Origin of the sequence: Micromonospora jinlongensis (assembly GCF_013410645.1) — a bacterium.
Classification (GTDB): Bacteria; Actinomycetota; Actinomycetes; order Mycobacteriales; family Micromonosporaceae; genus Micromonospora; species Micromonospora zamorensis.
This window is the reverse complement of sequence record NZ_JACCHK010000001.1, coordinates 507,327-521,237: the sequence shown is the minus strand read 5'-3', so window position 1 is coordinate 521,237 and position 13,911 is coordinate 507,327. Positions and strand designations below refer to the sequence as shown.

At 72.4% G+C, this 13,911-nt stretch carries 14 protein-coding genes; 8 read left to right on the top strand and 6 right to left on the bottom strand.

Annotation, left to right across the window (positions count from 1 at the left end; all coding sequences use genetic code 11):
• Positions 1-5 precede the first annotated feature (5 nt).
• Entirely contained in the window at positions 6-611 is a 606-nt protein-coding gene (locus tag HNR22_RS01705) for a class I SAM-dependent methyltransferase (RefSeq protein ID WP_179778699.1), read from the top strand.
• Between the two features lie 21 nt (positions 612-632).
• Here the strand turns inward: HNR22_RS01705 and eccB are convergent, their stop codons facing one another.
• On the bottom strand, positions 633-2,018 hold the full coding sequence (gene eccB, locus HNR22_RS01700; RefSeq protein ID WP_179778698.1) for a type VII secretion protein EccB: 1,386 nt from the start codon (positions 2,016-2,018) through the stop codon (positions 633-635).
• A gap of 127 nt (positions 2,019-2,145) precedes the next feature.
• Here eccB and HNR22_RS01695 point away from each other — a divergent pair, with 127 nt between their 5' ends.
• Together HNR22_RS01695 and HNR22_RS01690 are read left to right on the top strand one after the other, a co-directional pair.
• Positions 2,146-2,865 (top strand): polyamine aminopropyltransferase, encoded by a 720-nt coding sequence (locus HNR22_RS01695; protein WP_179778697.1) that lies wholly within the window; start codon positions 2,146-2,148, stop codon positions 2,863-2,865.
• Between the two features lie 129 nt (positions 2,866-2,994).
• The gene (locus tag HNR22_RS01690) at positions 2,995-3,171 is read left to right on the top strand and encodes a hypothetical protein (protein ID WP_179778696.1); all 177 of its coding nucleotides are present in this window, start codon (positions 2,995-2,997) and stop codon (positions 3,169-3,171) included.
• A gap of 4 nt (positions 3,172-3,175) precedes the next feature.
• Here HNR22_RS01690 and HNR22_RS01685 read toward each other — a convergent pair whose 3' ends face one another.
• Positions 3,176-4,978: an acyl-CoA dehydrogenase C-terminal domain-containing protein gene (locus tag HNR22_RS01685; protein WP_179778695.1), complete on the bottom strand. Its 1,803-nt coding sequence runs from the start codon at positions 4,976-4,978 to the stop codon at positions 3,176-3,178.
• Between the two features lie 154 nt (positions 4,979-5,132).
• Between HNR22_RS01685 and HNR22_RS01680 the strand changes: the two genes are divergently transcribed.
• The 4 genes from HNR22_RS01680 to HNR22_RS01665 all read left to right on the top strand — a co-directional run bounded on the left by HNR22_RS01680 (position 5,133) and on the right by HNR22_RS01665 (position 7,864).
• Positions 5,133-5,555, top strand: a complete 423-nt coding sequence (locus tag HNR22_RS01680; RefSeq protein ID WP_179778694.1) for an MmcQ/YjbR family DNA-binding protein — start codon at positions 5,133-5,135, stop codon at positions 5,553-5,555.
• Between the two features lie 126 nt (positions 5,556-5,681).
• Positions 5,682-6,719 (top strand): L-dopachrome tautomerase-related protein, encoded by a 1,038-nt coding sequence (locus tag HNR22_RS01675; protein WP_179778693.1) that lies wholly within the window; start codon positions 5,682-5,684, stop codon positions 6,717-6,719.
• A gap of 28 nt (positions 6,720-6,747) precedes the next feature.
• Positions 6,748-7,128: a VOC family protein gene (locus HNR22_RS01670; protein WP_179778692.1), complete on the top strand. Its 381-nt coding sequence runs from the start codon at positions 6,748-6,750 to the stop codon at positions 7,126-7,128.
• A 40-nt stretch (positions 7,129-7,168) separates the two neighbouring features.
• Complete coding sequence (locus tag HNR22_RS01665; protein WP_179778691.1) at positions 7,169-7,864, top strand: alpha/beta fold hydrolase; 696 nt, start codon at positions 7,169-7,171, stop codon at positions 7,862-7,864.
• A 141-nt stretch (positions 7,865-8,005) separates the two neighbouring features.
• Here the strand turns inward: HNR22_RS01665 and HNR22_RS01660 are convergent, their stop codons facing one another.
• The 3 genes from HNR22_RS01660 to HNR22_RS01650 form a co-directional block, all read right to left on the bottom strand.
• Positions 8,006-9,280, bottom strand: a complete 1,275-nt coding sequence (locus tag HNR22_RS01660) for an MFS transporter (RefSeq protein WP_343059638.1) — start codon at positions 9,278-9,280, stop codon at positions 8,006-8,008.
• Positions 9,277-9,897 (bottom strand): ArsR/SmtB family transcription factor, encoded by a 621-nt coding sequence (locus HNR22_RS01655; protein ID WP_179778690.1) that lies wholly within the window; start codon positions 9,895-9,897, stop codon positions 9,277-9,279. Before HNR22_RS01655 ends, HNR22_RS01660 begins: the two co-directional genes overlap by 4 nt.
• A 64-nt stretch (positions 9,898-9,961) precedes the next feature.
• The gene (locus tag HNR22_RS01650) at positions 9,962-11,575 is read right to left on the bottom strand and encodes an LLM class flavin-dependent oxidoreductase (protein ID WP_179778689.1); all 1,614 of its coding nucleotides are present in this window, start codon (positions 11,573-11,575) and stop codon (positions 9,962-9,964) included.
• Between the two features lie 114 nt (positions 11,576-11,689).
• Between HNR22_RS01650 and HNR22_RS01645 the strand changes: the two genes are divergently transcribed.
• Positions 11,690-12,283 (top strand): MarR family winged helix-turn-helix transcriptional regulator, encoded by a 594-nt coding sequence (locus HNR22_RS01645; protein ID WP_179778688.1) that lies wholly within the window; start codon positions 11,690-11,692, stop codon positions 12,281-12,283.
• 102 nt (positions 12,284-12,385) lie between these two features.
• Here the strand turns inward: HNR22_RS01645 and HNR22_RS01640 are convergent, their stop codons facing one another.
• On the bottom strand, positions 12,386-13,897 hold the full coding sequence (locus HNR22_RS01640; RefSeq protein ID WP_179778687.1) for a CehA/McbA family metallohydrolase domain-containing protein: 1,512 nt from the start codon (positions 13,895-13,897) through the stop codon (positions 12,386-12,388).
• Between the last annotated feature and the right edge of the window lie 14 nt (positions 13,898-13,911).

The following is a 13,911-nucleotide window of genomic DNA, read 5'->3' as shown; positions in this document are numbered from 1 at the left end:
GCCACATGGCCAACCCGACCCGCTGGGCGACCGACACCGGTCCCGAGCACTCGCAGTGGTATATCGACCGGTTCCGCAAGCTCGCGGCCGAGGGCGCGGACCTGGCCGGAGAGGCCCGCCTGGTGGACACTCTGGTCGCGCCCGGCTCACGGATCCTCGACGCCGGCAGCGGCACCGGCCGGGTCGGTGCCGCGCTGGCCGAGCGTGGGCACACAGTGGTGGGGGTGGACGCCGACCCCGACCTGGTGGCCGCGGCCCGCGCCGACTACCCCGGCCCGACCTGGCTGGTCGCCGACCTGGCCGAGCTGGACCTACCGGCGCTGGGTGAGGCGGAGCCGTTCGACGCGGCGGTGCTGGCCGGCAACGTCCTCGCCTTCGTCGCCGTCGGCACCGAACCGGAGGTGCTGAGCCGGGTCGCCGCGCACCTGCGCCCCGACGGTGTGCTGACAGTGGGCTTCGGCACCGAGCGCGGTTATCCTTTGACCGCGTTCGACGCCGACGCGGTGGCCGCCGGCCTGCGCGTGGAGCATCGCTTCGCCACCTGGGACCTGCGCCCGTGGCGCGACGACGCGCCGTTCGCGGTCAGCGTCCTGCGCCGTCCGGCCGACTGACGCCGGTCGGGCCGCGACACCTCATTCCGAGGCGGCGACGGCCCGGGCGGCGGCCGGGTCCAGGGTCGCGCCGGCGGGCACCAGACTGACCAGGCCGGCGGGCAACCGCAACGGGCGGACACTGCGGTAGCCGAGCATCGCGAGCACCTCCCGGTCGGCCAACACGTACCGCCGGCCCAGGTCGGTGACCACGGACACCGCGCCGCCGGTCGCGCCGGGCGCCGCGGCGGCCTCGACCACCGCGCCACGACCCGGTTCCACCAACACATGGTCCGCCAGCACCGCGCCGCCGGCCGGCGCGGTCCGTGGGGCGGCCGTCAGGTCCCGCAGCGGTACGCCCCACCGCACCTCACCAACCCCGCCGTCGTCGGCGACGCGGGTGCAGAGGGCGCCGTCGCCGCCCGCGGCGAGCCGGGGCGGGCTGGGTGGCGGGGCGTTCGGGCCGGTCGGAGCGAGGTCGGGCACCGTGGGCAGCGCGGCGAACTGACCCAACGTCATCGGCACCGGCTCGCCCTGCCCGGTGCGGGCCAGCAACAGCCCCGCCTGCAACTCGGTGATGCCGGCCAGGCCGGCGTCGAGCGCCACCGCGTACTGCCGGCCGCCGCCGGAGTTGCTCACCAGGTAGACCGTGCCGACGGTGGTGCCCGGCGCGCCGGTGGCGGGACCGCCCAGCCCGGGCAGGTCGAGCGGGGCGAGGTCGGTGCCGGCCGGCAGTGAGTTGAGCAGGGCGGGCGCCACCGGCACCGCCTGCGCCCGGGTGGTGGCGAGCGCGGCCAGCACCCTGCTCGGATCACGCACGAGGTAACGCCGTTGGTGCCAGACGAGGTGCAACCCGCCGTCGGGGTGGCGCAGCAGCAGCGCCTCGTCACCCAGCGGACGACCGCCGTCGGGCTCGGTGCCGATCAGCAGGGCCGAGCGAGGTGCCTCGCTGCCCGCGTCGGCCGGGACGGTCGAGCAGACCGTCCACCCCCCGTTGGCCAGCCGGCCGGGGGCGGGCAGCGAATCAGGCGCGTCCGCGATGCCCAGCGGCAGCCCGCGCGGCACACCGTCGATCGTGCGGCGGGAGACCAGCACGGTCTTCGACCGGTCCGCACCGACGATGAGCAGCGCGGAGGCGTAGTTGAGCACCGGGTGCAGCTTCTGCTCGCGATAGACGAACCGGGCGCCGGACTCCTTCTCCACGATCACCGCGCCCGGGTCGCGCCAGCCCTTGCCGCCACCGGCGAACAGGCCGTAGAGCGCCGAGCCGCCGAGCCCGATCGCCGCGACCAGGACGCTGGCCAGACCCGCGCCGGCCAGCCGCCGAAACGGCGACTGCGCGGGGTCGGTCTCCCGCATGACCAGGGCGGCGACCGCCCGTTGGACGCTGAACTGGTAGGAGTGCAGCTGGTCCTGCCGCGACGGCATGAGGTCCCTTCCGACGGATCGGCCGGGCACAGGATATGCGTTCCGTCGATGTCCCGTGTTCCCTGCGTGGCCGGCACGGGGCAACCGGTACCATCCGGGGACGAATCCGACGGCGAGAGGGCCACCCGTGGGCGCGCGTTTCGAGGAACTGGCCTGGCGGGAGACGCCGATCGGCGCGATCAGCCTGCGTCGACGCCGGGACCCGGCACTTCAGGTCGAGGTGTACGAGGTCAAGCTCGACGACGAGTACCTGATGTCCAGTCTCTTCCCCGTCGCGGAGATCGAGCTGGCCCGGCTCGGTCTCGCCGAGGTGTCCGGTGACTCGATCGACGTGGTGGTCGGGGGTCTCGGGCTGGGATACACCGCTTGCGCGGCACTGGGCGACCCCCGGGTGCGTTCGCTGTTCGTGGTGGAGGCGATCGAGGACGTGATCGACTGGCATCGGCAGGGGCTGCTGCCGTTCGCGGCGGGCCTCGCCGAGGATCCGCGGACCCGGTTCGTGCAGGCCGACTTCTTCGCGGCGGTGGCGGGTGACGTCGGCTTCGACGCCGAGGTGCCCGGGCGCCGGTTCGACGCGGTGCTGCTCGACGTCGACCATTCCCCGCGCAATGTCCTGCACCCCAGCCATGCCGCGTTCTACCCGCCGGCCGGCCTGCGTCGCCTGGCCGCCCTGCTCCGCCCGGAGGGGGTCTTCGCGCTCTGGTCGGACGACCCGCCGGACGCCGAGTTCACCTCGGCGCTCGCCGAGGTGTTCGTGGACGTGCGGGCGCACGTCGTGCCGTTCGCCAACCCGTTGACCGGCGGTGAGTCGGCCAACACCGTCTACGTGGCGCGCGCCGGCCGCTGACCGGCGCTGGTCACCGCACTCCTGTCGACGCGCCCGAACCCGAGTCGATCAATCGGCATGGTGTCGGCCGGACGGGGAACGTTGGGGCGGGCCGGCCGCACCAGGCGCGGCCGGTTACGGGAGGTCGAGATGCGTGCGTTGCTCTGGGTCGTCGGCGTTGTCGCCGGCGTGCTGATCCTGCTCGGTCTGCTTCTGGAAGCGGTCCGCTGGCTGATCATCATCGGTGTGATCGCGCTGGTGATCGTGATCGTCTGGGCCTTCATCAAGGGGCGGCAGACGGTCCAGCACCACAGTCAACGACGCTGACCGGTCAGAACCAGTCCGGCCGCATGTCGAGCGTGGTCCGGTCCCGGCTCTCCAGCAGGTCGAACTGCGGACCGGTACGAGGCAGCTCGACCGCGAAGAAGTAGCGGGCGGCCTGCCGCTTGCCGGCGTGGAACGCGTCGCCGGTCCCCTCCGGCGGCAGCGCCAGCACCTGCTCCAGCCACATCCACGCGATCACCACGTGCCCAACGGCCTCCAGGTACGCGCTGGCGTTGGCCAGCGCGAGCACCGGATCACCGTCGGCCCACAGTCGACGGGTCACCGCCGTCACCCGGGCCACCGCGTCGGCCAGCCGGTCCGCCAGACCGGCCGCCTCGCCACCGGCCTGCCGGGCCCGCTCGACGGTGTCCCCGATCGTCGCGGTCAGCAGGGCAAGGCCGGCGCCGCCCTGCATGGTCATCTTGCGGCCCAGCAGATCCAGAGCCTGGATGCCGTGGGTGCCCTCGTGGATCGGGTTGAGCCGGTTGTCCCGGTAGTGCTGCTCCACGTCGTGATCGCGGGTGTAGCCGGCGCCCCCGAGCACCTGGATCGCCAGGTCGTTGGCGGCGAGGCACCACTGCGACGGCCAACTCTTGGTGATCGGGGTGAGCACATCCAGCAGCAGGTGCGCGCGCTCGCGGTCCGCCTCGGCCGGCGCGGTGCCCTGCTCGTCGAGCAGCCGCGCGCAGTAGAGCACCAGCGCCAGCGCCCCCTCCACGTAGCTCTTCTGCGCCAGCAGCATCCGTCGTACGTCGGGGTGGTCGATGATCGGCACCTGCGCCGCCGCCGGGTCCTTCGCGCCGACCGGCCGGCCCTGCGGTCGCTCCCTGGCGTACGCCAGGCTCTTGAGATAGCCGGTGTAACCGAGCGCGGTGGCACCCGCCCCGACCCCGATCCGGGCCTCGTTCATCATGTGGAACATCTGCGCCAGCCCGTGGTGGGGCTCGCCGACGAGGTGACCGACGGCACCGGGGCGGCCGCCCGGGGTGTGCCCGCCGTCGCCGAAGTTGAGCAGGGTGTTGGTGGTGCCCCGGAACCCCATCTTGTGGTTGAGCCCGGCCAGGACCACGTCGTTGCGGTCGCCGAGGGACCCGTCCGCGCCGACCAGCACCTTGGGCACGACGAACAGCGAGATGCCCTTCACCCCGGGCGGGCCGCCGGGAATCCGCGCCAGGACCAGGTGCACGATGTTCTCGGCCAGCTCGTGGTCGCCGCCGGAGATCCACATCTTGGTGCCGAAGAGCCGGTACGAGCCGTCCTCCTGGGGCTCGGCACGGGTGGTGATGTCGGCCAGTGAACTGCCGGCGTGCGGCTCGGACAGGCACATGGTGCCGAAGAATCGGCCGTCCAGCATGGGCCGGACATAGGTGTCCACCTGCTCGGCACTGCCGTGCGCCAGCAGCAGGTTGGCGTTGCCCAGGGTGAGCATGGGGTACGCCGAGGTGGCCACGTTGGCCGCCTGGAACCAGGTGAAGCAGGCCGCCGCGACGGCGTGCGGCAGTTGCAGGCCGCCGACCGAGGCGTCCAGCCCGGCGGTGAGCAGGCCCGTCTCGGCGAAGCTGTCCAGCGCGGCGCGGACCTGCGGGATCAGCCGCACCCGCTGCCCGTCGAAGGTGGGCTCGGCGAGGTCGGCGGCGCGGTTGTGCGGGGCGAACTGCTCGGTGGCCACCCGCTCGGCGAGGTCCAGGGCGTCGTCGAAGGTCTCCCGGGAGTGCTCGGCGTAGCGGGGACGCGCGACGAGTTCAGACACCCGCAGCCAGTCGTGCAGCAGGAAGTCGAGATCGCGGCGGGAGAGCAGGGTGGACGGCACGGCACTCCTCAGCGGGCACGGGGTGGGACAGGCCGGGACGACTGCCCACGATCGCCCCGGCCCCATCCTGGCGGATCCACAGGGCCCGCACCACCGGCGCGGGCGGCGCAGGGCGAGCGGAAATTGTCACACCGGGCGGCTAGCGTCGCTGCCCGTGACCGAACCCGGAGACGTCCCGCCCGAGGTCCTCGACCGGCTGCGGCCGATCTGCCTCGGGCTGCCGGAGACACACGAGGAGCCCGCCTGGGTGGGCACCCGCTGGCGGATCCGCAAGCGGACCTTCGCCCACGTCCTCACCGTCGACCCCGACCGCCAGGTGGCACACGCCCGGGCCGCCGAGATCGACGAGCCGGCCTGCCTGCTGACCTTCCGGTCGCCACTCGACGAGATCGCCGGGCTCCTCGGCGGCGGGCACCCCTTCTACAAGCCGGAGTGGGGGCCGACCGTGATGGGCATGGTCCTGGACGCGGACACCGACTGGGACGAGGTGGCCGAGTTGCTCACCGAGAGCTACTGCATGCTGGCCCCGAAGCGGCTCGCCGCCCTGGTCGGTCCGCCTGCCCCGCCGACCGACTGAGCGCGCCCGGTGCCGACGGGCCGGCGGTTTCGCCCGGCACGCTCCGGGGATACCGCGGTGGGTGGCCGGGTCCGCCGGCCCCTGGTTGGAACCGAGAACGCCGCCGGGCGGGTGAGGAGCGGATGGATGTCCACGCTGCCCACCGAGGAGGATCCCCGGTTGACCCCGGTCTTCGACGAGGACCGGGTGTGCACGGGCGTGACGTCCCTGCGCGGGCGGGTCTTCCTGAGCTACCCGTCGGCGGACGGGCCCGGCGTGCAGGTGGCCGAGGCGCTGCCGGACGGCCGGCGAAACCCGTACCCGGATGCCGCGTGGAACCGGACAGACCAGTCTCCGGACGGCGCGTTCGTGCACGTCAACGGATTACGTGCCGGCCCGGACGGCCGACTGTGGATCGTCGACTCGGGTGCGACCCAGATCGGCGCGCGGCAGGTGCGGGGAGGTGCCCGACTGATCGTGGTCGACCCGCACGGCGACCGGGTGGTCCGGGTCTACCATCTCGACGAGGCGGTGCACCCCACCAGCTACGTGGACGACGTCCGTTTCAACGGTGCCATCGCGTACCTCAGCGACGCGGGCTCGCCCGGCCTCATCGTGCTCGACCTCGAATCGGGTCGGCCCCGGCGGGTGCTGAGCGGTCATCCGAGCACGATGGGCGGGCCGATGGTCGCCGACGAGCGAGCGCTGCGCGACCCCGACGGTGCCGAGGTACGCCTGCACGTCGATCAACTGGAGGTGTCGCCCGACGGCCGCTGGCTCTACTACCAACCGGCCTCCGGTGGGATGTCCCGGATCGACACCCGCTGGGTGGACGACCCGTCGGTGCCCGCCGACGAGCTGGCCCGGCGGGTCGAACGGTGGTGCGACACTCCCAGCACCGGTGGTACGGCGATCGACGCCAACGGCACCATCTACCTCAGCGACGTCGCGCACCGGCGCGTCCTCACCATCGCACCGGACGGCAGCGTGCGTACGCTCATCACCGATGCCCGGTTGGTCTGGGTGGACGCGATGTGGCTCGACGCCGACGCCCGGCTCTGGATGCCGGCGGCCCAACTGCACCTGACCGCCGGGCTCAACGGCGGGCACTCTGCTGTCGACTACCCGGTGCACATCTACCGGATGTCAGTCGAGGCCGGGCCGTCTCCATTGGACCATGCCTGAGCGGACGGGCGTCGATATGCTGCCTCGCATGCATCGAAGCCGTGTCTACGCCCTGCTGATCGACGCCCCCGCGGCGGAGGCCACCCGGGCGGTGGAGTTCTGGTCGGCTGCGCTCGGCGTCAGCACCCGGTCCGATCCGGCGCAACCGCAGTTCGTCGGTCTGCACGAGGCGCTGCCGGGGCTGGTCGCCGCGGTCCAGGCGGTCGACGACGAGCCGCGTTTCCACCTCGACATCGAGACCGACGACGTGCCGGCCGAGACCGCGCGGTTGATCGGCCTTGGTGCGACCGAGGTGTCGCAGTGGCTCGAGTGTCGGATCCTGCGGGCGCCCGGCGGTCACCTGCTCTGCGTGTTGCCGGTGGAGAGCCCGCCGGAGCTCTTCGCCGCCGAGGCCCGCACCTGGTCCTGACGCGTCGGGGCTGTCGGACGGTGCCGCTAGGGTCCCGCCCATGGCTGAATTCGTACTGGTGGCGGGGGCGTGGCTGGGATCGTCGGCATGGGACGAGGTGGTGGCGCCGCTTCGGGCGGCCGGCCACGGCGCCCACGCGGTGACCCTCTCCGGTCTTGCCGAGAAGCGGGGCGTGCCCGCTGGGCAGCAGACCCACGTGCAGGACATCGTCGACGAGATCGAGCGCCGTGACCTGCGCGACGTGGTGCTGGTCGGGCACAGCTACTCGGGCATTCCGGTGGGCCAGGCCGCCGAGCGCATCGGCGATCGGTTGGCCAGGGTGGTCTTCGTCGACTCGGAGGTGCCGGTCGACGGCGGGTCGTTTGCGTCCGGTTGGTGGCAGGGCCAGGCGGTCTTCGAGGCGCTGATCGCCGACAACGGCGGCTACTGGCCGCCGCTGGGTGCGGCCGAGTTCGACGGTCAGGGGCTCACCGACGAGCAGGTCGCCCGGCTGATCGTCGGCTCCACGCCGCACCCGGGGGCCACGCTGACCGAGCCGGCCGTGCTGACCCGGCCGTTGGGTGAGCTTCCGGCGACGTACGTCAAGTGTCTGCTCGACGGGCCTGAGCCAAACGACACAGTGGCCAAGCTGCTGACCAGCGACCACTGGCGACTGGTCACCATGGACACCGGCCACTGGCCGATGTTCTCCCAGCCCACCGAGCTGGCGCGGGTCCTGGTTGCGGAGGCCAGCTGACCTGAGTCGGGCGATGGCGGCGAGAGCCCGAGGTCGCTTCGATGAGCGTGCTGCCTCAGGGGCATGTTGATGACTCTGCGGCATCACGCTCATCAGGGTGAGTGCCGCCCGTCCCGACCCGCTCCAGCGTCAGGGGTGAGGTCAGGCCGTCTGGTCGTCCAGGGTTCTGATGTGGCGCACCGGTGACGCGACCAGCCAGAGCACGGCGAGCACGCCACCCAGGCCGGCGATGGCCAGGGTGGGTCGCAGCCCGATGGTGGTGGCCAGCACGCCACCGACCAGCGCGCCGATCGGTCGGATGCCGTAGTTGACGGCGCTGTACGCCCCGGCCCGGCGTGCCAGCGCGTCGTCGGGGGTCACGGCGATGAGCAGGGCGTTCAGGTTGACGTCCATCAGCATCACGCCGGCGCTGGAGACCAACTCGATGGCCGCCAGCAGGGCCACCTTCGTCCAGGTGGGGCCGGTCACCAGCGCGGTCAGCGCCAGCGGTGCGGGAAAGAGCACCGCGCCGATCATGGCGGTACGCCCCAACCCGATGGCGCGGGAGATCCGTGGGGCGAGCGCCGCGCCCGCGAGCCCGCCGAGTGCGCCGAACCCGAGGGCGACACCGATCGCGCCGGCCGACAGGCCGAGGTCCCGGCTGGCGTAGAGCACCAGCAGTGCGCTGGCGATGAAGGTGAAGAAGTTGACAGTGCTGGTGCAGCCGAGGGCGGCCCGCAGCACCGGGTGCCGCAGCACCAGCACGAGCCCTTCGCGGACCAGGCCGAGAGTGGACGTCTGACGCGGCGGCGGAGGTGTCTCGGTGACCGGGATGCGGCGCAGCAGCAGCGCGGAGCCGAGGAACGACACCGCGTCGACAAGGATCGCGACCGGCGCGCTGAGCGCCTGGACCAGCCCACCGCCGACGGCGGGGCCGGCGATGAAGGACAGCGATCGGCTCATGCTCAGCTTGCTGTTCGCGTCCACGTACGCCGAGCGCGGCACCAGGGCGACGAAGAAGGCCTGACGCGCCATGGCGAACAGCACCGCTCCGAGGCCGGTGAGCAGTGCCACCAGGTAGAGCTGGGTGAGGGTGATCGCGTCGAACAGGTAGGCCACCGGCAGGCTGAGCAGCACCGCGGCGCGGACCAGGTCCGCGATGATCAGGAGTCGCCGCTTGTGGGTGCGCTGGTCAACCCACGCACCCAGGAACAGGCCCAGCAGGTTGGGCAGCCAGATCAGTGCGGTGAGGACGCTGACCTGCACGGGTGTCGCGGTGAGCAGGGAGACGGCGATCAGCGGGAGGGCCAGTTCGCTGACCCGGTCGCCGAACGAGGAGATCGTCTCGCCGGCCCAGAAGGTGCGGAACCGTCGGTCGCGGTGCAGGGCCGGCGGAGGCACGGCGCCGGTGGCGCTCACGGTGCCGGCGGCGGTCACGACGTGGCCGCCTCGTCGTCGCCCCGCTCGGCCGGGGCGTCTTCGCCGGGCTCGGGCAGGAGGTAGCGCAGCATCCGGACGATCCGCGCGCCGTCCGGGGCCGACGCCTCCTTGCGCCGCACGTACGGAGCGATCAGCTCTTCGATCGACTCCTCCAGCTGTCGCAGCTCGTCGGCGGTGGCCACGAACCGGGTGTCGGCGATGCCGGCCAGCGCGCGCCACTCGGGATCCAGTCGGGGCTCTTCGTGCAGCAGCCACTGCTGGGGCGCGTCGGCGTTGCGGGCGAACATCTCGCCGCGCAGCTGTTGGCTGGCGGACTGCCCCTCGACACTGTCGGTCGCGGTGAACCGGAAGCCCCGGGCTGCGGCCTGCCACCAACGTTCCCGCTTGCTGGTGGCGCCCTCCCAGTCGGTGACCAGACCGAACGTCGCGAGGTGTCGCAGGTGCCAGCTGACCACCGAGGGGGTGGCGCCGACGTGCGGCGAGAGACCGGTCGCCGTGGCCGGGCCGTGCCGCTGAAGGTGTTCGAGGATCGCCAGGCGCACCGGGTGGGCCAGCGCCCGCAGCGCCTGCGGCTCGGTGATCTCGAAATCCCCGTACGGATTCTTGAGAGACATGTTTCGAAAGTAGTCTCTCAGGTTTGTCGAGGCAACCCCCGCCGCACGGGGAGGGCCGTGTCGATCAGGCGATTCCCAACCGGGCCAACGGCTCGACCAGCTCCCGCTCCTCGTAGCTGAGGTGCGACAGCAGGGCGTCGGTCAGCAGGTCCACCGCCGCCCGCAGCTCGGCGAGACCGTCCGGCGACCCGACGTACGCGACCAGCGCCCGATCGACGCCCTCCAACACGTCGTGGATGACGTGGTGCTCCTGCTCCAGCCGGTCGACGACCGGGCCGAGCCGCGGGTCACGCGCCCGCAACCGGGGAAAGAGCGACTGGTCCTCGATCGTGTGGTGGGTGGTGACGATGCGGCAGTACGACTCGCAGTAGACGCCGAGCGTCCACCGGTTCTGCCGCATGGTCATGGTGTTGATGTGCGACCGGGCCGTGCCCGCGTCGATCTCGCCGGCCGCCACCTGCTCGATCAGGTCGTGGATCTGGGCCAGCTCGGCGCGCAGGCCGTCGTGGATCTGCACCAGGTGCGCACCGGTGGCCTGCTCGTGCGGGGTGTAGGTGCGGTCCGGATCGGGCGTCGGCCCGGTCGGCCGGACCGACTCGTCCCAGACCTTCTGGTCGCTGCGCCGCACGCCGTCGTCGGGGGTCGGCACCACGGCGAACGCGCCGCCGGTCACGCTCGCGCGGCTCGCCCGTACCGACGGAGCGGCGACCGGCTCCGGCCTCGGCTCCGGCTCCGGCTCCGGCTCCGGCTCCGGCTCCGGCTCCGGCGTACGCTCCGGCGCCGCAGCCCGCTCGCGCTCGGCCGCGACCAACTCGCGGACGGCGGGGGCCACCTCGCCGGCGAACCGGCGCAGGTCGTCGGGGTCGTCGCTGGCGAGGATGAAGGTGCCGACGCCCTCCCCCAGCGCCAGCTCGGTCAGCTCCCGCGCCCACTGCTCGGCCGGCCCGTTCAGGTGGCCGCGCCCGACGGCCGAGAACTGGCCGGAGATGTTGAGCAGCCGGCGGACGTCCCGGGGTGCCCGGCCGGCCTGCTGCGCGGCGTCGTCGATGATCGCGTTGCCCTTGGCCAGGTCACCGGGTTGCAGGTAGCCCAGCGAGGGCAGCCAACCGTCGGCCCGGCGACCGGTGAGCTGGAGCATCCGAGGCTTGTACGCGCCCAACCAGATCGGCACCGCGTGCGCCGGGGCCGGCCCGCGCTTGGCGCCCACCACCCGGTGGAACTCGCCGTCGACCCGCACTCCGCCGCGCGTCTCGGCGTCCCAGAGCTGACGGATGACCTCGATGGCTTCCTCCAACGCGCGTACGCCCTCGCCGGGGGTCAACCGCCGGCCGCCCATTGCCTCGATGGCATCCCAGAACGCTCCCGCGCCGAGGCCGAGGCCGACCCGGCCGCCGCTGAGCAGGTCCAGGCTGGCCACGCTGCGGGCGAGCACTGCCGGCGGGCGCAGCGGCAGGTTCGTCACGTTCGCCGCCAGGTGCACGCGGTTGGTCCGGGCCGCCACGAAGCTCAGCAACGTCCAGGTGTCGAGGAACGCCGGCTGGTACGGGTGGTCCTGGAAGGTGACCAGGTCCAGCCCGACCTGCTCGGACAGGACGGCGACGCCGACCGTGCGGTCCGGATCGCCATTGCTGGGGGTGACGAAGGATCCGAAGACCAGGTCGTGGCCGTAGTCGCTCATCTGTGAGCCTCCCGATTCGCACGACGCCTCAGGCGATGCGTCATGACCTCAACCTTATGCCACTCAGAACATCTTCTGCCAACAAGGTCTGCGTCACTGCGCTACTGTCGGGGGATGACGGGTGCCACTCACCGGCCGGACCGGCCCGATCCGCTCGACGACGACCTGGGTTGGATGCTCGGGATCGTCTTCCGTGGCTACGTCCGGGCGGCCGAGCACACACTCACCGACTTTCCCGGCGGTCCACGCGGCTACCAGCTGCTCACTGCGGCGATCAACGGGCCGTCTCGCAACCAGGGGGCGATCGCCGAGGAGCTCGGCCTCGACCGCACCGTCCTCACGTACCTGATCGACGACCTGGAACGACCCGGCTTCGTCGCCCGTCGGGCGGACCCGGCGGACCGGCGCAACCGGCTGATCGACGTCACCGACGCCGGCCGCGCCGCCTGGGAGCAGCGGCGCTCGGCGCTGCGGCAGGTCGAGTCGCACCTGCTGGGGTCGCTCGCGCCAGCCGACGCGGCGACGCTACGGACGCTGCTCCAACAGGTCGCCTGCTCGGCCCAGGCGGTGGACCCGCTGCGCGACCTCTGCGAGGTGGTGGCGCAGGTGCAACCCACCCCGGCACCGACGACGAGCCGCACCGGCGCCGCGCCCGGACGAGGCGGGCGGACCACCGCCCCGCGAGCGCGCCGCCGCAGCACCGACTGACGACCGCTGGAGACGGAACGCGGCACGGGTCCGGCCCGCACCGCCCGACCGTCGTACGTCGAGCGGCGCGGGACGGACCCGCGGTGTTACTGCCGGGCCGGGTCAGCGCACGTGCACGAACACCGGGTTCGAGTAGAACCACAGGTCGTCCCACGGGCTCTCCAGCCCGTCGGCGAGCGGCTCGGCCTCGTCGGTGCTGGTGCCCCGCACCCGCGCGTAGGTGTCGGCCTCGACGTTGCGCAGCGTGTGCCGGATGACATAGCTGTCACCCTTGCGGCGCCAGTCCCGCGGGCCGAACCGGGCCGCCACAGTGGTGGTGGGGTTGGTGTCGGCGTCCAGGCTGGCGCTCGGGCCGGTGATCTGGCCGACGATCAGGTCGACCCGGCGGACCTCGGGGCGGTCACCGTTCGCGTTCGGGCCGCCCAACGGACGGAACGTGATCTCGATCTCGACGTCGGTACGGCTACGACGGCTGACCGTGATGGTCTCGCCCACCTCGGCGGTCCGGCCCTGGGACGTGGCGGTGACGTCGAGGCTGCGGATAAGGTCGCCGGTGGTGACCCAGATCCGGCCGTTGCGCAGACCGTCCATGATGTCGCCGTAGTCCTGCCGCGCGTGTACGTACGTCTTGCTGTACTCGCCGGGCCAGAAGTCGGAGCCACCGCGGGTCCAGTGCACGTGCGAGTCCGAGGTCGCGGTGATCCACCAGCGTCGGCCCTCGCCGAGCAGCGAGTCCCACAGGCCGCCGACCCGGGCGGTCATCTGGTCGAAGCCGCCGTAGGTGGGGTGGTTGCCGTACCCGCCGCGCTTGCCGCCGTTGAGGGGGCCGGCCTGGTGCCCGGGCGCGCCCTCGAAGCCGACGTAGACGTCCGGCGCGGCGTTGTTGCCGTTGCGGAACTCGCGCGGGGTGTCCTGGCCGTAGACGCCGAGGCCGGGCGCCGAACGGGACGCGTGGTGGGCGATCACCAGCGGCTTGTGCGGCATGCCCCGGGCCACCTTGAGGAACTCCACCATCTTTGCCTCGGTGTCCCGGGCCGGGTCGGTGGGGAACGCGTCGTACTTCGCGAACCGGCTCTCCAGCTCGAAGAGCTGCTTCGCCTCGTCGTCGTGGCGCGGGATCATCAGCGTGTGGTGGTCCAGTGAGGGCGCGTCGAACTCCATGCCCCAGAACTGGAGCACCTCGGGGACGAGCTTGCGCGAACGCAGCAGGTCCGGGTACGCCTGCTCGATGTTCACCTTCGAGTGCGTCGGTCCACCGTGGTCGGTGCACATGGCCCAGGTCAGACCGAAGTTCTTCGCCATGATGGCGTTGGTGACGATCGGGTAGACCGCGTCCGCGCCCTTGTGGAAGACAATCGGGGACTTCGTGGTGTCGAACTCGCCGCTGTACTCGGAGTGGATGTGGTGATCGCCGGCACGCCACACCCGGTTCTTGGAGCCGCCCCGGTCGCTCTTGTCGTCGTCACCGGGCCGGCGCTCCTCGTCGCCCCACGCCGCGCCCGCGCCGACCAGTGGGCTGGCCGCGGCCAGCGTCGCGCCGACGCCCGCGTACTTGACCAGCTTGCGCCGTGACAGCTGCGCGTGCTCGGTCTCTTCGGGTTGCCTGTCTCTCACGTGAGAGCCTCTCC